Source organism: Angustibacter aerolatus, from assembly GCF_054776675.1.
The window spans coordinates 1-21,433 of record NZ_BAAHBM010000043.1; the positions used below are offsets into that span (position 1 = coordinate 1).

The 21,433-nt window shown below is 75.2% G+C and carries 21 protein-coding genes; 9 read left to right on the top strand and 12 right to left on the bottom strand.

Going from position 1 to position 21,433, the window contains the following annotated elements:
• The 6 genes from ACYVI6_RS11250 to ACYVI6_RS11275 form a co-directional block, all read right to left on the bottom strand.
• On the bottom strand, window positions 1-746 hold a 746-nt coding region (locus tag ACYVI6_RS11250; protein WP_460446458.1), incomplete at its 3' end, for a protein kinase family protein.
• 179 nt (window positions 747-925) lie between these two features.
• Window positions 926-2,092, bottom strand: a complete 1,167-nt coding sequence (locus ACYVI6_RS11255; RefSeq protein ID WP_460446459.1) for a C40 family peptidase — start codon at window positions 2,090-2,092, stop codon at window positions 926-928.
• Window positions 2,089-2,511, bottom strand: coding sequence for a hypothetical protein (locus tag ACYVI6_RS11260; protein WP_460446460.1), 423 nt, complete (start codon window positions 2,509-2,511; stop codon window positions 2,089-2,091). Before ACYVI6_RS11260 ends, ACYVI6_RS11255 begins: the two co-directional genes overlap by 4 nt.
• A 62-nt stretch (window positions 2,512-2,573) precedes the next feature.
• Window positions 2,574-4,205 (bottom strand): murein biosynthesis integral membrane protein MurJ, encoded by a 1,632-nt coding sequence (gene murJ, locus ACYVI6_RS11265; RefSeq protein WP_460446461.1) that lies wholly within the window; start codon window positions 4,203-4,205, stop codon window positions 2,574-2,576.
• Window positions 4,202-6,343: a DUF6049 family protein gene (locus ACYVI6_RS11270; protein ID WP_460446462.1), complete on the bottom strand. Its 2,142-nt coding sequence runs from the start codon at window positions 6,341-6,343 to the stop codon at window positions 4,202-4,204. Before ACYVI6_RS11270 ends, murJ begins: the two co-directional genes overlap by 4 nt.
• Window positions 6,340-6,828, bottom strand: a complete 489-nt coding sequence (locus ACYVI6_RS11275) for an NUDIX hydrolase (RefSeq protein WP_460446463.1) — start codon at window positions 6,826-6,828, stop codon at window positions 6,340-6,342. Before ACYVI6_RS11275 ends, ACYVI6_RS11270 begins: the two co-directional genes overlap by 4 nt.
• Before the next feature lie 90 nt (window positions 6,829-6,918).
• On the opposite strand from ACYVI6_RS11275, the gene ACYVI6_RS11280 reads away from it, so the two are divergent.
• Window positions 6,919-8,334 (top strand): CCA tRNA nucleotidyltransferase, encoded by a 1,416-nt coding sequence (locus ACYVI6_RS11280; protein ID WP_460446464.1) that lies wholly within the window; start codon window positions 6,919-6,921, stop codon window positions 8,332-8,334.
• Window positions 8,335-8,653: 319 nt separating this feature from the next.
• Here ACYVI6_RS11280 and ACYVI6_RS11285 read toward each other — a convergent pair whose 3' ends face one another.
• Complete coding sequence (locus tag ACYVI6_RS11285) at window positions 8,654-9,088, bottom strand: Hsp20/alpha crystallin family protein (RefSeq protein ID WP_460446465.1); 435 nt, start codon at window positions 9,086-9,088, stop codon at window positions 8,654-8,656.
• Window positions 9,089-9,184: 96 nt separating this feature from the next.
• Here ACYVI6_RS11285 and ACYVI6_RS11290 point away from each other — a divergent pair, with 96 nt between their 5' ends.
• A complete protein-coding gene (locus ACYVI6_RS11290) occupies window positions 9,185-9,463 on the top strand; it encodes a MerR family transcriptional regulator (protein ID WP_460446466.1) in 279 nt (92 codons plus the stop codon).
• Here ACYVI6_RS11290 and ACYVI6_RS11295 read toward each other — a convergent pair.
• On the bottom strand, window positions 9,390-10,727 hold the full coding sequence (locus ACYVI6_RS11295) for an MFS transporter (protein ID WP_460446467.1): 1,338 nt from the start codon (window positions 10,725-10,727) through the stop codon (window positions 9,390-9,392). The two genes, ACYVI6_RS11290 and ACYVI6_RS11295, sit on opposite strands and share 74 nt — an antisense overlap.
• A gap of 9 nt (window positions 10,728-10,736) precedes the next feature.
• Window positions 10,737-11,582, bottom strand: a complete 846-nt coding sequence (locus ACYVI6_RS11300) for an alpha/beta fold hydrolase (RefSeq protein WP_460446468.1) — start codon at window positions 11,580-11,582, stop codon at window positions 10,737-10,739.
• 108 nt (window positions 11,583-11,690) lie between these two features.
• Between ACYVI6_RS11300 and ACYVI6_RS11305 the strand changes: the two genes are divergently transcribed.
• Window positions 11,691-12,428 (top strand): PP2C family protein-serine/threonine phosphatase, encoded by a 738-nt coding sequence (locus tag ACYVI6_RS11305; RefSeq protein WP_460446469.1) that lies wholly within the window; start codon window positions 11,691-11,693, stop codon window positions 12,426-12,428.
• A 39-nt stretch (window positions 12,429-12,467) separates the two neighbouring features.
• On the opposite strand, the gene ACYVI6_RS11310 is transcribed toward ACYVI6_RS11305, so the two are convergent.
• The 3 genes from ACYVI6_RS11310 to ACYVI6_RS11320 form a co-directional block, all read right to left on the bottom strand.
• A complete protein-coding gene (locus tag ACYVI6_RS11310; protein WP_460446470.1) occupies window positions 12,468-13,562 on the bottom strand; it encodes an inositol-3-phosphate synthase in 1,095 nt (364 codons plus the stop codon).
• An 11-nt stretch (window positions 13,563-13,573) separates the two neighbouring features.
• Window positions 13,574-14,152, bottom strand: a complete 579-nt coding sequence (locus tag ACYVI6_RS11315) for a PadR family transcriptional regulator (protein ID WP_460446471.1) — start codon at window positions 14,150-14,152, stop codon at window positions 13,574-13,576.
• A 132-nt stretch (window positions 14,153-14,284) separates the two neighbouring features.
• Window positions 14,285-15,853 carry an FAD-binding oxidoreductase gene (locus ACYVI6_RS11320; RefSeq protein WP_460446472.1) on the bottom strand — a complete coding sequence of 523 codons (1,569 nt, stop codon included), beginning with the start codon at window positions 15,851-15,853 and terminating at the stop codon, window positions 14,285-14,287.
• A 101-nt stretch (window positions 15,854-15,954) separates the two neighbouring features.
• Here ACYVI6_RS11320 and ACYVI6_RS11325 point away from each other — a divergent pair, with 101 nt between their 5' ends.
• The 6 genes from ACYVI6_RS11325 to rplI all read left to right on the top strand — a co-directional run bounded on the left by ACYVI6_RS11325 (window position 15,955) and on the right by rplI (window position 21,407).
• Window positions 15,955-18,150, top strand: coding sequence for a transglycosylase domain-containing protein (locus ACYVI6_RS11325; RefSeq protein WP_460446473.1), 2,196 nt, complete (start codon window positions 15,955-15,957; stop codon window positions 18,148-18,150).
• Between the two features lie 26 nt (window positions 18,151-18,176).
• On the top strand, window positions 18,177-19,592 hold the full coding sequence (locus ACYVI6_RS11330) for a glycosyltransferase 87 family protein (RefSeq protein WP_460446474.1): 1,416 nt from the start codon (window positions 18,177-18,179) through the stop codon (window positions 19,590-19,592).
• A 142-nt stretch (window positions 19,593-19,734) separates the two neighbouring features.
• On the top strand, window positions 19,735-20,025 hold the full coding sequence (gene rpsF, locus ACYVI6_RS11335; RefSeq protein WP_460446475.1) for a 30S ribosomal protein S6: 291 nt from the start codon (window positions 19,735-19,737) through the stop codon (window positions 20,023-20,025).
• 2 nt (window positions 20,026-20,027) lie between these two features.
• The gene (locus tag ACYVI6_RS11340; protein ID WP_460446476.1) at window positions 20,028-20,612 is read left to right on the top strand and encodes a single-stranded DNA-binding protein; all 585 of its coding nucleotides are present in this window, start codon (window positions 20,028-20,030) and stop codon (window positions 20,610-20,612) included.
• A 94-nt stretch (window positions 20,613-20,706) separates the two neighbouring features.
• On the top strand, window positions 20,707-20,943 hold the full coding sequence (gene rpsR, locus ACYVI6_RS11345) for a 30S ribosomal protein S18 (protein ID WP_284288976.1): 237 nt from the start codon (window positions 20,707-20,709) through the stop codon (window positions 20,941-20,943).
• A gap of 17 nt (window positions 20,944-20,960) precedes the next feature.
• Entirely contained in the window at window positions 20,961-21,407 is a 447-nt protein-coding gene (rplI, locus tag ACYVI6_RS11350; protein WP_284288977.1) for a 50S ribosomal protein L9, read from the top strand.
• The last annotated feature ends 26 nt before the right edge of the window (window positions 21,408-21,433 follow it).

Sequence of the window (21,433 nt, forward strand, 5' to 3'; positions counted from 1 at the left end):
GGCGCCGGGTCGGGTCGCGGGTCGGGCCGGGGGGCGAGCCGCACCGGGGGCAGCGCGTGCGGGAACGAGCCGTCCGGCCGGCTGGAGCGGCGCTCGCGGCCCCAGGGGGCGAGCTGCCCGGCCAGCGCCGCGGGGGTGCTGGGGGCGCCGCTGCCCGCGAAGGTCTGGGAGCAGAGGGTGTCGAGGTCGGCCGGGACGCCGCTCACCACCTCGGACGGCGAGACGACCCCGCCCGCGGTGCGCGTGGCCGGCGGCAGGTCGTCGGCGGTGTCGTCGTCGAGCGGCCAGCTGCCGGTCAGGCAGGCGTAGAGCACGGCCACCAGGTCGCGGGTGTCTGCCTCGCTGGCCCGGTCGGCGCTCGGCTCGGGCACCTCGGCGAGCGCCGCGGCGACCGCCAGGCCGTCGACCTTCACCGTGCCGTCGTCGAGCCGGTGCAGCAGGGCAGGGGACAGCCGCAGGTGGTGCAGGCCGCGGGCGCGGGCCACCTCGAGGGCGAGGGCGGCCTCGCCGGTCAGGGTTCGGGCGTCGTCGGCGGCCAGCGGCCCGGCGGCCAGCAGCTCGGCCAGGTCGGTGCCCTCGAGCCACTCGGTGACCAGGTAGCTCAGCTCGTGCTCGCTGCCGACGTCGAGGATGCGCACGAGGCGGGCGTCGTCGACCCCGGCGGCTCGTCGCGCGGCGTCGAGCACGGCCGGCGCGGCGGGGTGCCCCGGCGCGACCACGGTCACCCGCACGCGTCGTCCGAGCACGTCGTCCTGGGCCTGCCAGGTCGAGTGCTCGTCGTCGTCGGTCAGCCGCCGGCCCAGGACGTAGCGTCCCCCCAGCGTGCTGCCTGGTCCGACCCCGTCCAGGGCCGCCTCCCCTCCACAGGCCGCGGCCCAGCCGCCGCAGCGGTGCTCATGCTACGGCGAACCGCCGTCCACGCAGGTCAGCGCGTCGCGGTGGGGCGGGCCGCGCCGATGATCGTGCCGTAGGCGACCGGGCCGATCTTCACGTTGCTGCCGGTCTGCGGCGCGTACAGCGACAGTCCCTCGCCGACGTACATGCCGACGTGGTGGATCGTGCTCGGGTTGCTCGGGTTGCTCGCGTAGAACACGAGGTCACCGGGCTGCACCTGGTTCATGGGCACCTTCGGCAGCGCGGCGTACTGGGCGCGCGAGGTCCGCGGGATCGACACGCCGGCCTGTCGGTAGGCCCACTGCATCAGCCCCGAGCAGTCGAAGGACGTCGGTCCGGTGGCGCCCCACACGTACGGCATGCCGAGGCGGGTGGCGGCGGCCGAGATCGCTGCGGCGGCCACGGCGTTCGGAGCCGCCACGGCGGGCAGCTGCTGCCGGCCGGCCGTGCCGCCCTCGAGGCCGTGCCCCGCCGCGTCGGTCGTGCCGCGGACGCCGGTCGCGCCGACGGTGATGCCGGCGGAGGCGGCGCTCGCGGCAGCCCTGGCGAGCGCCGCGGCCTCGGCCGCCCTGCGCTGCTGGTCGGCGAGCGCGACGACCTTGGCGTCGGTGTCGGCGAGCAGCTCCCGCTGGCGGGCGAGCAGCGTCTGCACGTGCTCGACCGCGGCGTCGGCCGCGGCCTTGGCGGCGACCTGCTGCACGCGGACGCGGGCGGCGTCGCGCGCCTGCCCCTTCTGGACGTCGATCGCGTCGCTCGCCCGGTCGACGACCACGGCGTCGTCCCGGACGACCGCCTCGAGCGCCTGCCAGCGGCTGAGCGCGTCGGAGATCGAGCTGCTCTGCAGCAGCGCACCCGACAGCCCCACCGGACCGCCGCTCATGTAGATGGCCCGCACGCGGTCGGCCGCGGCGTCGTCGCGCACCCGGGCCGCCTGGCCGGCGTCGTCGAGACCGGTCGCGGCGACGACCTCGCCGATGGTCGCCTGCTGCAGCCGCTCGCGGGCCTCGTCGTACTGCTCGACGGCCAGGCCCTGCTGCACGCCGAGCCGGTCGAGCTCGGCCCGCAGCGCCGTCGCGCGGGCCTTCAGGGTGCTGAGGTCGGGGTCGGCGCTCGCGCTCGCGGGCGCGATCAGCACGCCGGCGGCCGTGACCGCGGCGGCCAGCAGCGACAGCCCGGCGCGGCGGCGTCCGGTGCTCACGGCGTCGCCCGGGAGGTCGCGGTGGCGCTGAGGCGGGCCAGGTGCCGCAGCGGCGGCACGTGGGCGACGACGAAGGTGCGGGCGGTGCGCCGCAGCGTCACGGTCACCGTGCCGTCGGCGGCGATCGAGGACCGGGCCGGGTCGAGCCGGGTGCCGTCGCCGTCGACCTCGACCGACTGCTGCACCGCGAGCAGCGCCTGCCGGGCGTCGTGGGTCGCGGCCAGGTCGGCGCTCGCGGTGCTGGCGGCGGAGCTCGCGCGGTCGCTCAGGTCGACCTTCGTGCCGATCACGCCGGCGGCGTCGAAGCCGACCGCGCCGACCAGCCCGAAGACCACCGCGAGCCGCACCAGCCACCCCACCAGCACGTCGCCCGCGTCGCGCACGGGCGCGGCGGGACGGGTGGCGGGACGGGTGCTCACGGACACCCATCGGTGCCGGGCGCGAGCGCCTGCAGGCGCGGTCGCCCGTTCGGACCAGTCGGTCAGCGGCGCCCGGGCAGCCGGCGCAGCACCGGCCCGGCCACCTCGTCGAGCTCGCCGACGTGCATGACCCGGCAGAGCCCGACGTACACCACCAGCAGGACGGCGCCGCCGACGGCCAGCGACAGCGCGGCCGCCGCGAACCCGTCGAGGGCCGCGTGCACCAGCCGCGAGACCCCCCACGCCAGCGCGGCGGCGGGCGCGGCGGCGACCGCCAGCCGCACGTAGGTGCGCAGCACGCGGGCGCCGTCGAGCGAGCGCAGCCGCCGGTGCAGCAGCACGGCCGACAGCACCGCGCCGACCGTGTAGCCCAGCGCCATGCCGAGCCCGATGCCGACCACCACCCGCTGCGGGTCGAGCGTGCGGCCCGACACGAAGCTGGTCACCGCGATGATCGCGACGACCGGCAGCTGCACGAGGAACGGGGTGCGGGCGTCCTCGAGCGCGTAGAACACCCGCTGGAACAGGTACTGCGCGCTGAACGGCACCAGCCCGACCATCATCGCGGTGGTGATCGCGGCGATGGCGTCGGTCTCGGAGTGGCCGCTGCGGAAGAAGATCGTGCCGGTCAGGTCGGGCCCGAGCGCGGCGACGCCGGCGAAGGCGAGCACCGTGGCGACGCCGGTCAGCCGCAGCCCCACCGACAGGTCGCGGCGGACGCCGGACGTGTCGCCGTCCGCCGCCGACCGGCTCATGCGGGTGAAGAGCGCGGTGACCAGCGACACCGTGACCAGCGAGTGCGGCAGCATGAACAGCAGGAACGCCGGGCCGTAGCCGTTCTGGCCGGGGCCGCCTGCGGAGCCACCGGCGTTCACGGCCTTCACCGTCACCAGGTAGCCGAGCTGGCTGACGAGGGCCGCGGCGAACGTCCAGGCGGCGACCCGGCCGGCACCGCCGAGGCCGACCCCGCGCAGCCCGAACCGCGGCCGGTAGCGGAAGCCCATGCGGTGCAGCGGCCACAGCAGCACGAGGGCCTGCACCGCCACGCCGAGGGTCGCGGTGCCGGCGAGCACCGCCACCCGCCCGCCGTCCCAGCTGTCGACGGGGTGCGGGCTGCCCGGCCGCGAGCTGCCCAGCTGGTGCAGCAGGACGGCGAGCCCGGCGATCGCGACCACGTTGTTCACCACCGGTGCCCACATGTAGGCGCCGAACCGGCCGCGGGCGTTCAGCACCTGGCCGAGCACCGTGTAGAGCCCGTAGAAGAAGACCTGGGGCACGCACCAGTAGGCGAACGCGACGGCGAGGTGCTGCGTCGCGGGGTCCCAGGGGCGCCCACCGCCCGGCTGCAGCAGCACCGGCACCAGCGGCGAGGCCAGCGTCGCGACCACCGTGACCGCGGCGAGCCCGAGCAGCGAGATGGTCAGCAGGCGGTCGAGGAATGCACGGCCGCCGTCGGCGTGCTTGGCGGCCCGGGTGATCTGCGGCACCAGCACGGCGTTCAGCAGGCCGCCGGCGATCAGGTTGTAGAGCTGGTTGGGCACGGTGTTCGCCGTGGCGAAGGTGTCGGCCGCCAGGGCGCCGCTCACGCCGAGCAGCGCGACGACCATCGCCGTCCGCACGAAGCCGAGCACCCGCGACACGAGGGTGCCGGCGGCCATCAGGCTGGTGGCCCGCAGCAGCGTCTGGTCGCTCACGCCTCGACCTCCGGCTCGGGCGACGGGTTCGACCGGCGACGCCGTGGCCGCAGCAGGGCGCGCACGAGGCCGAGCAGCACGACCACGCCGACGACGACCCCGGCGCCGGTCAGCCACCACGAGTCGGTGGGCCGCACCCGGACGGTGACCTGCTCGGGTGCGCCGATCCGGGCACCGGACGGCGCGGTGAGCTGCGCCTCCAGGGTGACCTCGCCGCTGGCCAGCGCGCGCACCGGCACCTGCACCTGCACGCGCTGCCCGGGGCCGATGGTCTCGGGCTGCGAGCGCTCCTGCTGCACGATGAGCCGGGGGTTCGACGCCGTCACCGCGAGCCGCAGGCCGTGCACCTCGCGGTCGAGCTCGTTCGACACGGTGATCTGCAGCCGGCCGCGGTCGGTCAGGAAGTTCACCGTGCTCGGCAGCACCCGCACCCCCTGCGTGCTGCTCGCCAGCTCGTCGGCGACCGAGCGCTGCCGGGCCACCAGCGCGTCGTGCCGGCCGCGCCAGGCGGCCGAGAGCAGCTCGAGGGTCGAGCGCTGGGCCTGCGCCGTGAGCAGCGCGGGGGTGTCGACGACCTCGGCCACGGCCGACAGGCTGCTGCGCAGCTCGCGGACGGCGGCGACGTCCTTGCGGGCGACGCCGCTGCGCTGCGCCGCGGTGGCCGGGACGACGCGGCGCGGCAGGTCGGCGGTGTCGAAGCGGTTCGCCGCGGGCTGCGCCGAGGCGGCCGCGGTCGTGACGCCGAGCCACGGCACCGACGCGGTCGCCTTCACCAGGGCGCGGAAGGCGCTCGGGTCGGGGTCGAGCGTCTCGGGGGCCAGCACGAGCATCCGGCGCGAGGTGCCGGGCAGCTCGCTGGTGGCGGCGGCCGTCTCGGCGAGGAAGTGCTGGGCCGCGCCCACGTCGTCGCGCGACAGCGAGGTGAGCAGCCCCGACAGCTCGGGGTCGCTCAGCACGCCCACGACCTGCCGCGGCAGCTGGGCCCGGGCGTCGACGGTGTAGGGCAGCGCGTCGACGAGCGGCCGGCTGGCGCCGTCGAGCACCACGGTGGGCGAGCCGGTGCGCCGCCAGTAGGTCAGCCCGGCGTCGTCGCTGCGGCCGCCGGGGGGCACCGCGACGTCGGTGCGGGCCTGCACGCCGAGCGTCTGCTCGACCACGCCCGCCGCGGCGGCGCGGGTCGCCGAGAGGAGGTCGAGCGCCTTCGCCCGGGCCAGCGCGTCGACGTCCGGGTCGGCGTAGGGCAGCTCGAGCACCTCGCGTCCCGGCGCGGCGGCGCGCAGGTCGGCGAGGTAGGTGCGCACCACCGCGCGGGCGGCGATGTCGGCGGGCGTCTCGGTCGCCGGCGCGGTCGGCGTGCTCGCCCCGGTCTGCGCAGTGGGCTGCGCCGCGCGCTGCAGGGTGAGCAGCAGCGCCGGGTCGACGGCCCAGCCGACCCCGGGCTCGGACGCCGCGTCGAGCAGGTGCCGCAGCCGGCTGCCCGGCCCGACGGCGTCGGCGACCTGCCGCACCGTGAGGTCGTCCGGCGCGGACCCCGGCAGCCCGGTGAACGGCACCACCCAGCCCAGCTGCTGCGCGGCGTACTCCTTGACCCCGCCCTGCCACTGCAGCGTGGTGCGGCGCAGCGCGACGCGGTCGCGCACCCCGCCCGCGGTGGCCCGCACCTCGACGCCCAGCCCGTAGGCGCCGAACGGGCGACCGGTCAGGCCGAGCGCGCTGCCCGGCAGCCGCAGCGTGACGTCGCGCTGCCCGCCGGGGGCGAGCGGCTGGTCGAGCACCGTCTCGCCGCCCGTCACCAGCCCCTCCCGCGGGTCGCCGGCGTCGAGCCAGCGCTCCACCTCGTCGCGCACCCCGAGCTGGTCGCGCAGCAGCCGCAGCCGCACGCTCACCGTCTCCAGCGGCTCGCTGCCGGGGTTCCGCACGGTGACGGCGACGACCAGCTCGGCCTGCGGGGTGACCAGCGCCGGCGTCACCGACCGGAGCACGACCTCCGCGCGCGCGGCGGCCGCCGTGGTCGCGGCGATCGCCCTCTCGGGCTCGCCGAGCAGCCCGGTCGCGGGGGCGAGCACCGTCGCCAGGGCCGCGGTCAGCGCCAGCACGGTGACGCGCACGCGCCGGCCGGCCGGTGCGGCGGCGCTCACGCCCCCGCCGAGGGGAGGTCCCCCAGCCGGCGGGCCGCCAGGTCGGCGATGCGCCGCTCGTTGGCGAAGGTGAGCCGCTCGCGCAGCTGCGGCACCGGCACCCAGGCCACGTCGATGGCCTCGTGGTCGGGGTCGTCCTCGATGGTGAGGTCGCCGCTGACCATCTCCAGCAGGAAGTGGTGCACGACCTTGTGGATGCGCTTGTCGGGCACCGAGAACCAGTAGTCGATGCTGCCGAGCGGCTCGAGGACGCGGCCGGTGATGCCGGTCTCCTCGGCGACCTCGCGCACCGCCGTCTGCTCCAGGGTCTCGGTGCCCTCGGGATGACCCTTCGGCAGGCACCACTCGACTCGGCCGGCCCGGTTGCGGCGGGCGATCACCGCGACCTGCGGGCCGTCGCCGACGTGCTGCACCACGACGCCACCCGCCGACGTCTCCTCGACCGCGGGCAGCGGTCGACGGGCGCGCGTGCGGGGGTGGGGCACCCCGTCACTCTAGAGGGCCGCCCCCTCGCCGCCCGTGACGCACGGGCCCGGGCGGCCCGCGCCCGTCGTCAGGCCCTAGGCTCGTCGTTCGTGTCCAGACCCAGCGGCGGCCCCGTCGCGCCCGACGTCGCCGTCGAGCTGGGCGAGCGCTTCGTCGCGGCCGGGCACGAGCTGGCCCTGGTCGGCGGCCCGGTGCGCGACCTGATCCTCGGCCGTCCGGTGAGCGACCTCGACTTCACCACCGACGCCCGGCCCGAGCAGACCGAGCGGGTGCTGGCCGGCTGGGCGGACGCCGTGTGGGACGTCGGCCGCGCCTTCGGCACCATCGGCGCCCGGCGCGGCGAGCACACGGTCGAGATCACGACGTACCGCAGCGAGGCCTACGACCGGACGTCGCGCAAGCCCGAGGTCGTGTACGGCGACTCGCTGGCCGACGACCTGGTGCGCCGCGACTTCACGGTGAACGCGATGGCGCTGGTGCTGCCCGAGCAGCGCTTCGTCGACCCGCACGGCGGGCTCCAGGATCTCGTGGCCGGGGTGCTGCGGACGCCGGGCACGCCCGAGGAGTCGTTCGGCGACGACCCGCTGCGGATGCTGCGCGCGGCCCGGTTCGCCGCCCAGCTGGGGTTCGACGTCGCGCCCGAGGTGATGGCGGCGATGGCCGACATGGCGCAGCGGCTCGAGATCGTGTCGGCCGAGCGGATCCGGGTCGAGCTGGAGAAGACCCTGCTGTCGCCGTCGCCGCGGCGCGGGCTCGAGCTGGTCGTCGAGACCGGCCTGGCGCAGGTGTTCCTGCCCGAGCTGCCGTCCCTGCAACTGGAGATCGACGAGCACCACCGGCACAAGGACGTCTACGAGCACTCGCTGACCGTGCTCGACCAGGCCATCGCGCTCGAGGGCGACGACGTGCCGGGACCCGACCTGGTGCTGCGGCTCGCCGCGCTGCTGCACGACATCGGCAAGCCGCCGACCCGCCGGTTCGAGGCCGGGGGCGGCGTGAGCTTCCACCACCACGAGGTGGTCGGCGCCAAGATGGTCGCCAAGCGGCTGAAGGCGCTGCGGTTCGACACGGCCACCGTCAAGGCGGTCGCCCGGCTGGTCGAGCTGCACCTGCGGTTCCACGGGTACGGCGACGGCGCCTGGACCGACTCGGCGGTGCGCCGCTACGTCACCGACGCCGGCCCGCTGCTCGGTCGCCTGCACCGGCTGACCCGCAGCGACTGCACCACCCGCAACCTGCGCAAGGCGGCCCGGCTGTCGCACGCCTACGACGACCTCGAGGCGCGCATCGAGGTGCTGCTCGAGCAGGAGGAGCTGCGGGCGGTGCGGCCCGAGCTCGACGGGCAGCAGATCATGCAGCTGCTCGGGGTGCGCCCCGGCCCGGTCGTCGGCCGGGCGTACCAGCACCTGCTGCAGCTGCGGCTCGACGAGGGCCCCGTCGGACCCGAGCGCGCCACCGAGGTGCTGCTCGCCTGGTGGGCCGAGCAACCCGAGGCGCGGGCCTGAGCCGGCGCCGGGCAGGCGCCCGGCGCCCTCGCGGCGGCGACCGCTCACCCGGCCGGCGCCGCTCCGCCGTCCGAGCCGCAGGTCGGGCGCGTCCCCGCCCGCGGTCGCGAGGCCGGCGCCGGTGCGGCCGGGCTGGTCCGCCGTCCGGGCGGTCTCGCCGGGCCGGGCGCGGTGGGGTCGGCGGGTCGCCCCAGGCCGCGGCCACCAGGGCGTCGAACTCGGCGCGCAGCAGCTCGTCGTCGGCGAGCACGACGTCGACGAACCGGTCGGTGACCTCGGGGGCCGGGGCGACCCCGCCGTTCACGGCGTGCACGGCCGGTCAGGCGCTGATGGCCTGACGGTCGGACGACGACCGGCCGGTGACGTGCACCTTGCGCGGACGCGCCTGCTCGGCCACCGGGATGCGCAGCCGCAGCACGCCGGCGTCGTAGTCGGCGGCGACGTGCGCGGTGTCGAGGTGGTCGCCGAGCAGCAGCTGCCGGCTGAAGACGCCGTGCGGCCGCTCGGAGGCGAGCAGCTCGGCGCCCTGCGGCGTCGCGGGCCGCTCGGCGCGGACGGTGACGACGTTGCGCTCGACGTCGATGTCGATCGAGTCGGGCGTGACGCCGGGCAGGTCGAGCTCGACGAGGAGGGTGTCGCCGTCGCGCCAGGCGTCCATCGGGACGGCGGCGGGGCGGGCCGTCGTGCCGGTCGCCCCCAGCATCTGCTGGGTGAGCCGGTCGAGCTCGCGGAAGGGGTCGGTGCGCATCAGCATCGGTCTGCTCCTCTCAGGTGGACGGGGATGCTCCGGTCGGGCCGTCGATCCACGGATCTCTGGCGTGCGCGGTAGGTCTTCTATAGCATCGCCGGTATGAGCGCGCAAGACCCGGACGCCGCGCGCGGCGTGTACGGCATCTCGGTCGCCGCCGAGCTGGCGGGCGTCGGCGTGCAGACCCTGCGGCTGTACGAGACGCACGGCCTGCTCGCGCCCGCCCGCACCGAGGGCGGCACCCGCCGCTACAGCCCCGACGACCTGACGCGCGCACGACGGATCGGCGGCCTGGTCGACCGCGGCGTCACCCTCGGGGCGGTGGGGATGGTGCTCGACCTGCAGGACGAGAACGCCCGCCTGCGGCAGCGGCTGCGGTGAGACCGGGACGCCGGCCCCTGGCCCCGTAGGCCAGCGCGGCACCGGCGTAGAGCACCCCGATCACCGCGAGCAGCGCCGTCGACGAGCCGCCCGGCGGCACCACCAGCGCCGCTGCGGCCGCCGCGGCGACGAAGGCGACGTTGAAGACCACGTCGTAGAACGCGAAGACCCGGCCGCGGTAGCCGTCGTCGACCTCGCGCTGGACGATCGCGTCGACGCAGATCTTCGAGCCCTGCACCGCGAGACCGAGCAGCACGGCACCCCCGAGCGCCACCGGCAGCGTGAGCCGGACGACGAACACCGCCTGCACCGCGGCGGCCAGCACGAAGCAGCGCCAGATCCACCCCGACGGGCCCCAGCGGTCGGAGGCGGGCGGCGTCACGAGCGCGGCCAGGCCGAAGCCGACGGCGGTGGCGCCGAACACCAGCGCGAGGGTGCGAAGGCCGGCGGCCGTGTCAGCCGGGTCGCTGAAGGTGTTGCGGCACAGCAGGATCGAGGCGATCGTCGAGATGCCGTAGGCGAAGCGGCTGACCCCGACGGCGGCGAGGGCGTGCAGCGCGGGTCGTCGCTCGCGCACGTGTCGCGCGCCCTCGGCGATGGCGTGCCAGCCGACCCGCGCCCCGGCACCGGGCTCGCCGGCGTCCGGCCCGAGCAGGCCGACGGGCATCCGGCGGGCCAGCAGCGCGGCCGCGAGGTAGACCGCGGCGGCGGCGACCAGCACCACGGCGTCACCGCGGTCGCCCGTCGGCAGCACGCCGCGCAGCAGGTAGCCCGCGCCGCCGCCGAGCAGCGCGGCCAGCGTGCCCGACGTCGGCGACACCGCGTTGGCCATCACCAGCTCGTGGCGCGGCACGACGCGCGGCAGGCTGGCGCCGAGGCCGGCGAGGAAGAACCGGTTCACCGACAGGCAGGCCAGCACCGACAGGTACAGCGTCGGCCCGACCGAGCGGCCGACCACCACCGCAGCCACGCCGAGCACCATGAGGGCCCGCACCGCGTTGCTCCACAGCAGCACCCGCTGTCGCGGCCACCGGTCGAGCAGCACGCCGGCCCACGGCCCGATCAGCGTGTACGGCAGCGCCGAGACGGCGAACGCCGCCGCGGCCGCCTGCGCGGTGGCCGCGCGCTCGGGCGAGAAGAACACCAGGCTCGCGAGCCCGACCTGGAACACCCCGTCGCCCGCCTGCGAGGTCAGCCGCACCGCGAACAGCCGGCGGAAGTCGCGGCCGCGCAGCACCGTGCGCAGGTCGGCGACGAACGACATCTCGCCAGCCTAGGTGCCCTGTCCGGCGACCCACTCGAGCGCGCCCTCCGCGCCCGTCACCACCGAGACGTGCCCCGCGCCGGGCAGCAGCCGCAGCTCCGCGCCGGGCCAGCGGGCGGCGTTCCAGCGGCCGTGCGCGGCGGGCACCACCCGGTCGAGCTCGCCGTGCAGCACCAGGGCCGGCACCCGGGCGTCGGCGAGGTCGACGCCCCACGGCGAGACGTACGCGACGTCGTCGTCGACGAGCGGCCCGGGCCCGCCGTCGAGCGCCGGACCGACCACCGAGCCGAACCAGCCCCACGGACCGTCGAACAGCGCCAGGTCGCCGGGCGTGAACTCGGGGTCGTAGGCGTCGCCGTGCGCCAGCTCGTAGGCCTCCTTGACCTCGCGCCCCTCGGCGGCCGCCCGCAGCGAGGCCACCCCGGACGCCGCCATCCCCTCGAACGGGTCGAGCCCCCCGGCGTCCGGCGGCGCCAGCCCGGCCATCGAGACCACCGCCACCACGCGGTCGGGCAGCAGCGCCCCGACGGCCAGCGCGTGGGAGCCGCCGCCGGAGTGCCCGACCACCGCGAACCGCCCGAGGCCCAGGGCGTCGGCGACGGCGAGCGTGTCGCCGGCGGCCGAGGCCAGGTCGCGGCCCGGTCGTCGCGTCGACCCGCCGTACCCGGGCCGGTCGTACGACACCCAGCGCAGCCCGAGCCGGTCGGCCGCCGCGAACAGCGGCACCGGCGGGGCGCCGAGGTTCGGCGTGCCGTGCTGCCAGAACACCGGCAGGCGGTCGTCGCCGCCGGGCGCCGCGTCGTACGCGTGCAGCACCCGCCCGTCGGGCAGCTCGACGTCGAGCTCGGTCGTCACGCGCCGCACGCTATCGCCGCGCAGGTCCCGCGGACGGGGCACCAGGGGGCGCCGGTGGTCGTTATCGTCTGCACCGGCCCGCTCGGGGGCCCGAGGGAGCGGAGCGAGATGCAGCTGAGCGTCGGCGCGGCCACGGACGTCGGACGGGTGCGCAGCGACAACGAGGACGCCTACGTCGCCACCGCCCCCGTCTACTTCGTCGCCGACGGCATGGGCGGGCACGCCGCGGGCGAGGTCGCCAGCGCGCTGGTGGTCGAGGCGCTCGCCGACCTGGCCGGTCGCACCGACCTGACGCCCAGCCAGGTGGTCGACCAGCTCGTCGAGGCGAACGAGCGGGTCGTCGCCTCGGCCCGCACCCACCCCGAGCGCGAGGGCATGGGCACCACGGTGACCGGTGTCGCGGTGGTCGTGGTCGACGGCGCCGAGCGGCTGGCCGTGTGCAACGTCGGCGACAGCCGGGTCTACGAGCTGCGCGACGACCGGCTGCGCCAGGTCAGCCGCGACGACTCGCTGGTGCAGGAGCTCGTCGACGCCGGCGTCCTGTCGCCGGCCGAGGCGATGCGGCACCCGAACCGCAACATCGTCACCCGCTCGATGGGCCGCGACGACCTCGAGGGCGTGCAGGTCGAGCTGGTCGAGCCGGCGGCCGGCCAGCGCTTCGTCGTCTGCTCCGACGGCCTGTCGGACGAGGTCGAGGCCGGCACCATCCGCACCGTGCTGCTGAGCTGCCCGGACGCCGGCGACGCGGCCCGCGCGCTGGTGCAGGTGGCGCTCGACGCCGGGGGGCACGACAACGTCACCGTGCTGGTGCTGGACGTCGTCGACCCCGGCCGGGCGGGTGCCTGACCGGGGTCGACGAGGTGCTGCGGGTGGTGCGGTCGGGCGTCAGATCGCCTCGGCGTCCCCGCGGATGAACGCCTCGACCTGCGCGCGGCCCAGGTCGTCCGGCATCTGCACCGGCGGCGACTTCATGAGGTAGGTCGACGCCGACAGGATCGGGCCGCCCACGCCGCGGTCCTTGGCGATCTTCGCCGCGCGGATGGCGTCGATGATGATGCCGGCCGAGTTGGGCGAGTCCCACACCTCGAGCTTGTACTCGAGGTTCAGCGGCACGTCGCCGAAGGCGCGGCCCTCGAGGCGCACGTACGCCCACTTGCGGTCGTCGAGCCACTGCACGTAGTCCGACGGGCCGATGTGCACGTTGCGGTCGGCCGTCTTGCCGGCGAGCGGGCCGGTGAGGTTCGAGGTCACCGACTGGGTCTTGGAGACCTTCTTCGACTCGAGGCGGTCGCGCTCGAGCATGTTCTTGAAGTCCATGTTGCCGCCGACGTTCAGCTGGTACGTGCGGTCGAGCACGACGCCGCGGTCCTCGAACAGCTTCGCCATCACGCGGTGCGTGATGGTGGCGCCGACCTGCGACTTGATGTCGTCGCCGACGATCGGCACGCCGGCCTCGGTGAACTTCGCGGCCCACTCGGGGTCGGAGGCGATGAACACCGGCAGGGCGTTGACGAAGGCGACCTTCGCGTCGATCGCGCACTGGGCGTAGAACTTGTCGGCGGCCTCGGAGCCCACGGGCAGGTAGCTCACCAGCACGTCGGCCTCGGTGTCGCGCAGCACCTGCACGACGTCGACCGGCTCGGCGTCCGACTCCTCGATGGTCTCGCGGTAGTACTTGCCGAGGCCGTCGAGGGTGTGGCCGCGCTGCACGGGGACGCCGAGCGGCGGCACGTCGGCGAACTTGATGGTGTTGTTCTCGCTCGACAGGATCGCCTCGGACAGGTCGAAGCCGACCTTCTTTGCGTCCACGTCGAACGCGGCGACGAACTCGACGTCGCCGACGTGGTAGTCGCCGAACTTCACGTGCATCAGGCCGGGCACGGTGCCGTTCGGGTCGGCGTCGCGGTAGTACTCCACGCCCTGGACGAGCGACGCGGCGCAGTTGCCGGCGCCGACGATGGCAACGCGGACGGATCCCATGCGGTGCTCCTCTAGTTGTCTTCCGTGTTGGTGCCGGACGGGCCGGTGGCCCGCTCGGCGCTGATCAGCTCGGCCAGCCAGCGCACCTCGCGCTGCACCGACTCGAGGCCGTGCTGCTGCAGCGCGAGGGTGTACTGGTCGGCCCGCTCGCGGCTGCGGGCCAGCGAGGTCGAGACCGTCTCGAGGCGCTCCTCGAGACGGCTGCGCCGGCCCTCGAGGATGCGCAGCCGGACGTCGGCGCTGGTGCGACCGAAGAACGCGAGGTGGACGCCGAAGCTGTCGTCCTCCCACGTCGTCGGACCGGCCTCGCCGACCAGCTGCTCGAAGCGCTCCTTGCCGGCCGCGGTGAGCTCGTACACGATCCGCGCCCGTCGGGCGGTGCCCCGGCCGTCGGCGGCGTCCGGCTGCGACTGCGTGATGCAGCCGCGCTCGGACAGCGCCTTGAGGCAGGGGTAGAGCGTGCCGTAGCTCAGCGCCCGGAACGGCCCCAGCACGGCGGTGAGCCGCTTGCGCAGCTCGTACCCGTGCAGCGGGCTGTCGTGGAGCAGACCGAGCACCGCCAGCTCGAGGACGTCGCCGCGTGCAGCCACCACGACCTCCTCGCACCGACGGATCCGGACCTGACATGCGTGACCGCTGTCAGCTCGCCGCGATGTATCGAGGCGATACATGGACTGTAGGCAGGCGTCACCGGACGTGGCAAGCCGGGCGCGCCGGGACCGCTACGGCGCCTGCGGCTGGGAGAGCAGGCCGTGGGGGTCGACCTCGGTGCGCACCCGGTGCAGTCGCTCGGCGTGGTCGCCGAAGTAGGCGCGCGCCGGGTCGTCGAGCGAGGGGTCGGCGTAGTTGACGTAGGCGCCGTCGCCCCAGGCCGGCTGCATGGTGCGGCGCAGGCCGCGCACGAAGCGGTCGTACGGCGTGGCCTCCGCGCCGCCGTCGGCCCAGGTCGCGGTGTACTGCACGGTCGCCAGGGCGTCGCGGTGCGCGAACGCGGTGTCGTCGGCGCCGACGTCGCGCACGGCCCCGCCCAGCGCGTCGAGCGACGCGCCGCCCTCGACCAGGCCGACCACCTCGGACGCCGCGCGCACCGCGTCGACCAGCTGGTCGGCCGCGCGCTCGGACAGCCGCCGGGTCGGCACGTGCGAGGTGGCGGTCAGCGGCTCGCGGCGCAGCGTGCCGGCGCCGTCGGTGCGGCAGGCCGCGACCCCGACGTCCCGGCAGCCGGCCTCGAGCAGCATGGTGTCGCGGTAGGGGTGCCGCCCCGTCGAACGCGACGTCGTCGGGTGGCCGACGTCGCGCAGGAACGGCGCGAGCTGCCGGTCGAGCGCGGCGGCGTCGCCCAGCCAGGTGCCCGCCAGCCGCACCTGGGGCTGCTCGCGGCCCTTTCCACCGAGCACCTTGCACGTCGACCACAGCTCGGGCGCGGCGTCCGGTGCCCACTGCTGCCAGGCGAGCACCACGTCGGCCGCGTGCCGACCGTCGAACCGCGCGAAGAAGACGCTCACCTCGGGCGCCGGCCGGGTGACGACGGTGAGCGAGGTGGCGACGCCGTACCAGCCGCCGCCACCGCCGCGCAGCGCCCAGAACAGGTCGGGGTCGTGCTCGGCGTCGACCGTGCGCACCCGGCCGTCCGGCGTCACGACCCGGGCCGAGCGCACGGCGTCGCAGGTCAGCCCCCAGGCCCGGGTCAGCACGCCGACCCCGCCGCCGAGGGTCAGCCCACCGAGGCCGACGGTCGGGCACGACCCGGCGGCGAGCGCCCGGCCGCGCGCGGCGAGCGCCGCGTACACGTCGACCAGCGGGGTGCCGACGCCGATCGTCGCGGTGCCGTCGCCCTGCACCCGCACCCGGCCGAGCCGGCGCCGGTCGAGCACGGACGACGCCGGCACCCCGGTGCCGGGTGCGCCGCCTGCCGACCAGCCCGCGTAGCAGTGCCCACCCGAGCGCACCGCGAGCGGCACCCCGCCGTCCGCCGCGAACCGGACGCCGGCCACCACGTCGTCCGCGGCGGCCGCGCGCAGCACGGCGAGCGGCCGGGCGGCGTCGAAGCGCGGGTTCTGGGTGCGGGCGGCGGAGCGGTACCCGTCGGCGCCGGGCCGCAGCAGGTCGCCGCGCACCCGGTCGGCGAGCGCCGTCCAGTCCGCCGAACGGGTGGTCGTGGCGGTGGCCGAGGGCGTCGTCGTCGGACGCGCCGGGGTGGTCGTGGCGGTCGGCGCCGGGGTCCGTCGCTCGCACCCGGCGACCGCGAGCCCTGCGGCGCCGAGCAGCAGCGCACGTCGTCCGAGAGGCATGCAGGCAGCCAAGCACGGCCGCCCGGGCCGCTCGTGAAGAGCCGGGGCAGGGCCTGTGGACGGGTTCGGGTCGAGCCCGCTGATCTGCGCATACTGCTCAGGTGGCCCGACGACTCATCGACTACCCGCGCGCCCGCAAGCAGGGGATCCGCCGGTACGTCCCGTCGGCGCGCCTGGTGCTCGGCACCCTGCTGACCTTCGTGGTGCTCGGCCTCGGCGCGTTCGCCGTCGCCTACGCGAAGGTCGCGGTGCCCGACCCCAACAAGCTGGTCACCGCGAACGCCTCGGTGGTCACCTGGTCCGACGGCAAGACCGAGCTCGGCCGGTTCAGCGAGGTCAACCGCCAGTCCGTGCCGCTGTCGAAGGTGTCGGACGACGTGCAGCACGCCGTCCTGGCCGCCGAGGACCGCACGTTCTACGAGAACAAGGGCGTCTCGCCCAAGGGCATCGGCCGCGCCGTCTACGTGAAGCTCACCGGCGGCTCGACGCAGGGCGGCTCGACGATCACCCAGCAGTACGTGAAGAACTACTTCCTCACGGCCGACCGCACCGCGAGCCGCAAGGCCCGCGAGTTCGTCATCTCGCTGAAGATCGAGCGGCAGGAGTCGAAGGACGTCATCCTGCAGAACTACCTGAACACCATCTACTTCGGTCGCGGCTCGTACGGCGTGCAGACCGCGAGCCAGGCGTACTTCGGCGTCGACGCCTCGAAGCTGACGCTCAGCCAGAGCGCGCTGCTCGCCGCCGTCATCCGCTCGCCCGGGCTGTACGACCCGGTCGCCGAGAAGCAGCGGGCGGTCGAGCGGTGGGACTACGTGCTCGACGGCATGGTCGCCGAGGGCTGGGCGACGCCCGAGGAGCGGGCGAAGGCGAAGTTCCCGAAGGTCGTGAAGCGCAAGGCGACGAACCAGCTCGGCGGCACGAACGGCTACCTGCTCGAGGCGGTGCGCGCCGAGCTGAAGGCGAAGGCCGGGCTCACCGACGCCGACATCGACCAGGGTGGGCTGAAGGTCGTCAGCACGTTCCAGAAGAAGGCGCAGGACGCCGCGGTCGAGGCGATCCGCGACGACATGCCGACGTCCGACGCCAAGGGCGTGCGGGTCGGGCTCACCGCGATCAGGCCCGGCGACGGGGCCGTGGTGGCCATGTACGGCGGCAAGGACTACGTGAAGCAGTCGCAGAACGCGGCCACCCAGTCGCAGATGCAGGCCGGCTCGACGTTCAAGCCGTTCGCGCTCGCGGCCGCCCTCGAGGACGGCGTCTCGATCCGATCGCGCTTCGACGGCGGCTCGCCGCGCCGATTCGACGGCTTCCAGGTGCGCAACTTCGGCGGCGAGCAGTTCGGCCCCATCGACCTGGTGACGGCGACCGAGCACTCGGTGAACACCGTCTACGCGGCGCTCAACGAGCAGGTGGGGCCGAAGAAGACGAAGCAGGCGGCGATCGACGCGGGGTACCCGAAGGACACGCCGGGCCTCGAGTCGAACCCGGTCAACGTGCTCGGGTCCGCCTCGCCGCACGTGATCGACGTGGCCAACGCGTACGCCACCTTCGCCTCGCTCGGCGAGCGCGCGACCCCGTACACCGTCAAGAGCGTGACCGGGCCGGACGGCAAGAAGACGTACAAGGCCGACGTCCGCACCGAGCGGGCGTTCTCGAAGGACTCGATGCGCGACCTGACGTACGCGCTGCAGGGCGTGGTGCGGCAGGGCACCGGCGCCTACGCCGGCAGCAACCTGGGGCGTCCGGCCGCCGGCAAGACGGGGACGTCGTCCAGCAGCGTCTCGGCGTGGTTCGCCGGCTACACCCCGCAGCTGTCGGCGGCGGTGGGCATGTACCGCTCCGGCACGAAGGACGGCAAGAGCGTCGAGCTGTCGCTGAACGGCCTCGGCGGGGTGTCGAACGTGACGGGCGGTGCCTTCGGCGTGCGCATCTGGACCGACTTCATGAAGGCCGCGCTCGAGGGCAGCGACGTCCAGCAGTTCGAGCCGCCGGTGTTCGGTGGCCGCAGCAACGTGCCGACGCGCACCTCGACGGGCACCGGCTCGTCGTCCTCGTCGGCCACCACCCCCGCGACGCCGACCGCGCCGACCGGGCCGACCGCCACCCCCACCGAGACGGCGACGCAGACCGCGGAGCCGACGCAGACCCAGCAGCCGACGCCCACGGTGACGAAGCCGACGGTGCCCACGCCGACGGTGCCGGCGCCCACCCGCACGCAGACGCCGAAGCCCACCGAGAAGCCGACGGCGCAGCCGACCGAGCGCACCACCCAGCAGCCCGCCCCGACCCCCTAGCCGCACCCGTGGGGGATGATCGCCGCGTGGATCCCGTCGTGACGGTCGCGCCCAGCCGCGAGGACCCCTTCGTCGAGCGGCTGTCGGCGGCGGTCGGCGGCCCGGCGGGCGACCACCGGGCACCGGGCCGCAGCGGCTGGTGGACCGCGGTGCGGGTGCTCATCGCCGTCGCGATGGTCGCCCTCGCGCTCGGCGTCGTCGAGAAGCAGCACTGCCGCGCGCAGGGCTGGACGACGCCCGACCAGTTCTTCCACGCCTGCTACAGCGACCTGCCGATCGTCTACCAGAGCGCCGGGCTCGCGGACGGGGTCACGCCGTACGTCGACGCCGCCGACGGCGGCTACCTGGCCCAGCCGGTGCTCACCGGGCTGGCGATGTGGGCGGTCGCGCAGGTGGTGCCCGACGGCACGCAGCCGCAGCAGGCCCGCTGGTACTTCGACCTGTCGACGCTGCTGATCGCGGTGCTGCTGGCCGTGCTGGTCTGGTGCGTGCTGCGCTCCGCCGGGCGGCGACGACCCTGGGACGCCGCGATCGTGGCCGCCTCGCCGCTCGTCGCGCTGTCGGCCCTGGTGTCGCTCGACCTGCTCGGGGTGACCCTCGCCGCCGCCGGGCTGCTCGCGTGGGCCCGTCGCCGTCCGCTGCTGGCCGGCGTGCTGCTCGGCCTGGCCACCACCGCCCGCACCTACCCCGCGGTGCTGCTCGTCGTGCTGGGGCTGCTCGCGCTGCGCGCCGGGCAGGTGCGGGTGTGGGCCCGCACCCTCGCCGCGGCCGCGGTGACGGTCGCCGCGGTGCTGCTGCCCTGGCTGGTGCTGAACCGCGACGGCGTGACCTCGGTCTACCACGGCTGGGCCGACAGCCCCGCGGGCTACGGGTCGCTCTGGCTGCTGCCGCAGACGCTGCTCGCCGACCCGCGCCCGCGGTGGGTGCAGTCGCTGGGTCTCGGGCCGACGTCGCTCTCGGCCGGCGCCGCCACCACGCTGGCGGTGCTCGGCCTGGCCCTGGCGCTGGTCGCCGGGCTGCTGCTCGCGCTGGCCGGCACGCGGCGTCCGCGCGTCGCCCAGGTCGCGTTCGTGGTGCTGGCGATCGTGGTCGTCACCGGCAAGGCGTGGCCCGTGCAGGGCTCGCTGTGGCTGCTGCCGCTCGCCGCGCTGGCCCACCCGCGCTGGCGCGACCAGGTGGTGTGGCTCGCGACCGAGGTCGTCTACTTCGTCGCCGTCTGGCTGTACGTCGCGGCGGCCTCCGACAGCGACCGCGCGCTGCCGCCGGCCTGGTACGCCGCGGTCTCGCTGCTGCGGGTGCTCGGCCTGGCGTGGCTGGTCTGGTGCGTCGTCCGCGACGTGCTGCGGCCCGAGCTCGACGTCGTCCGCGCCGACGGCACCGACGACCCGCTCGGCGGTCCGCTCGAGGACGCCGGCGACGCCCTGCTCGTGCGCTTCGGGTAGCGCTTTTGGGATCGGGGCCCGCGGCCCGGTAGGCTGGTCCGGTTCGTCGCGACTCCCCCACGGGTGCCGCGGCGTCCGACGTATCAGCCCTCCTGTCACGGATGGACCGTGGCCGCTGAGTCCAGAGGAGGTGGGTTCCCGCATGCGTCACTACGAGCTCATGGTGATCCTCGACCCCGATCTCGAGGAGCGCACCGTCGCCCCGAGCCTCGACAAGTTCCTGAACGTCGTCCGCAAGGGCGGCGGCAGCGTCGAGAAGGTCGACGTCTGGGGTCGTCGCCGCCTGGCGTACGACATCAACAAGAAGTCCGAGGGCATCTACGCGGTGGTCGACATGACCGCCGAGCCCGCGGTCGCGCAGGAGCTGGACCGCCAGCTCGGGCTCAACGAGTCCGTCATGCGCACCAAGCTCATCCGGCCCGAGGTCCGCTGACCGTGGCCGGCGACACGATCATCACGATCGTCGGCAACCTCACGAACGACCCCGAGCTGCGGTTCACGCCGTCCGGCGCGGCGGTCGCGAACTTCACCATCGCCTCCACCCCCCGCACGTTCGACCGCCAGTCGAACGAGTGGAAGGACGGCGAGACGCTGTTCATGCGGTGCTCCGTGTGGCGCGAGGCGGCCGAGAACGTGGCCGAGTCGCTCACCCGCGGCACCGCGGTCATCGCCCAGGGACGGCTGCAGTCGCGCACCTTCGACACGAAGGAGGGCGAGAAGCGCACCGTCATGGAGATGCAGATCGACGAGATCGGCCCGTCGCTGCGACGGGCCACGGCCAAGGTCACGCGCGCCCAGCGCGGTGGCGGCGGCGGTGGTTTCGGCGGTGGCAACGGCGGCGGGGGCAACTCCGGCGGTGGCGGCGGCTTCGGTGGCGGCGGCTCGCAGGGCGGCGGCCAGCCGGCTGACGACCCGTGGGCGACCGGTCCCAGCGGTGGCGGCGGCAACCGCGGTGGCGGTGGCGGCGGCTTCGGTGGTGGCGGCGGCCAGGGTGGGTCGTACGACGACCCGCCGTTCTAGGCGTCACCCAGTTCCAGCAGACCAGACACATTCGTCCCGACCATCCCGGTCCGTCCGCACGCGGGCCGGGCTCCACTGAGAGGGGAGCTCCACGATGGCGAAGCCAGTTGTGCGCAAGCCCAAGAAGAAGGCCAACCCGCTGAAGGCGGCGAAGGTCGAGTACATCGACTACAAGGACACCGCGCTCCTGCGCAAGTTCGTCTCCGACCGCGGCAAGATCCGCGCGCGCCGGGTCACGGGCGTCACCGTCCAGCAGCAGCGACAGCTCGCCAGCGCGATCAAGAACGCTCGCGAGATGGCGCTGCTGCCCTACTCCAGCGCCACGCGCTGACACGGGGGGAGACGAACATGAAGCTCATCCTCACGCAGGAGGTCACGGGCCTCGGTGCGCCCGGCGACGTGGTCGTGGTGAAGGACGGCTACGGCCGCAACTTCCTGCTGCCCCGCTCGCTGGCCACGCCGTGGACCAAGGGCGGCCAGAAGCAGGTCGACGCGATCCGCAAGGCACGCTCCACCCGCGAGGTCGCCTCGGTCGAGCAGGCCCAGACCCTCAAGGCCCGTCTCGAGCAGGGCGCCGTCACGCTCACCGCGCACGCGGGTGCGGGCGGTCGCCTGTTCGGTGCGATCACCACGGCGGACGTCGCCGAGGCCGTCTCGAGCAGCGGCGGCCCCGAGCTCGACCGTCGCAAGATCGAGCTCGGCCAGCCGATCAAGGCCGTCGGCCGCCACGACGTGAGCGTCCGCCTGCACCCCGAGGTGTCGGCGAAGCTCACCCTCGAGGTCGTCGCGGGCTGACCGCACGCAGGTCCTGACGGGCCCGT

What these genes read in the sequence shown, in the direction of transcription:
- ACYVI6_RS11295 (WP_460446467.1), bottom strand. Translation starts at nt 10,727, where the DNA reads ATGTCGTTCGTCGCCGACCTGCGCACGGTGCTGCGCGGCCGCGACTTC.
- rpsR (WP_284288976.1), top strand. Translation starts at nt 20,707, where the DNA reads ATGGCGAAGCCAGTTGTGCGCAAGCCCAAGAAGAAGGCCAACCCGCTG.
- ACYVI6_RS11320 (WP_460446472.1), bottom strand. Translation starts at nt 15,853, where the DNA reads ATGCCTCTCGGACGACGTGCGCTGCTGCTCGGCGCCGCAGGGCTCGCG.
- ACYVI6_RS11305 (WP_460446469.1), top strand. Translation starts at nt 11,691, where the DNA reads ATGCAGCTGAGCGTCGGCGCGGCCACGGACGTCGGACGGGTGCGCAGC.
- ACYVI6_RS11290 (WP_460446466.1), top strand. Translation starts at nt 9,185, where the DNA reads ATGAGCGCGCAAGACCCGGACGCCGCGCGCGGCGTGTACGGCATCTCG.
- ACYVI6_RS11285 (WP_460446465.1), bottom strand. Translation starts at nt 9,088, where the DNA reads ATGCTGATGCGCACCGACCCCTTCCGCGAGCTCGACCGGCTCACCCAG.
- rplI (WP_284288977.1), top strand. Translation starts at nt 20,961, where the DNA reads ATGAAGCTCATCCTCACGCAGGAGGTCACGGGCCTCGGTGCGCCCGGC.
- rpsF (WP_460446475.1), top strand. Translation starts at nt 19,735, where the DNA reads ATGCGTCACTACGAGCTCATGGTGATCCTCGACCCCGATCTCGAGGAG.
- ACYVI6_RS11310 (WP_460446470.1), bottom strand. Translation starts at nt 13,562, where the DNA reads ATGGGATCCGTCCGCGTTGCCATCGTCGGCGCCGGCAACTGCGCCGCG.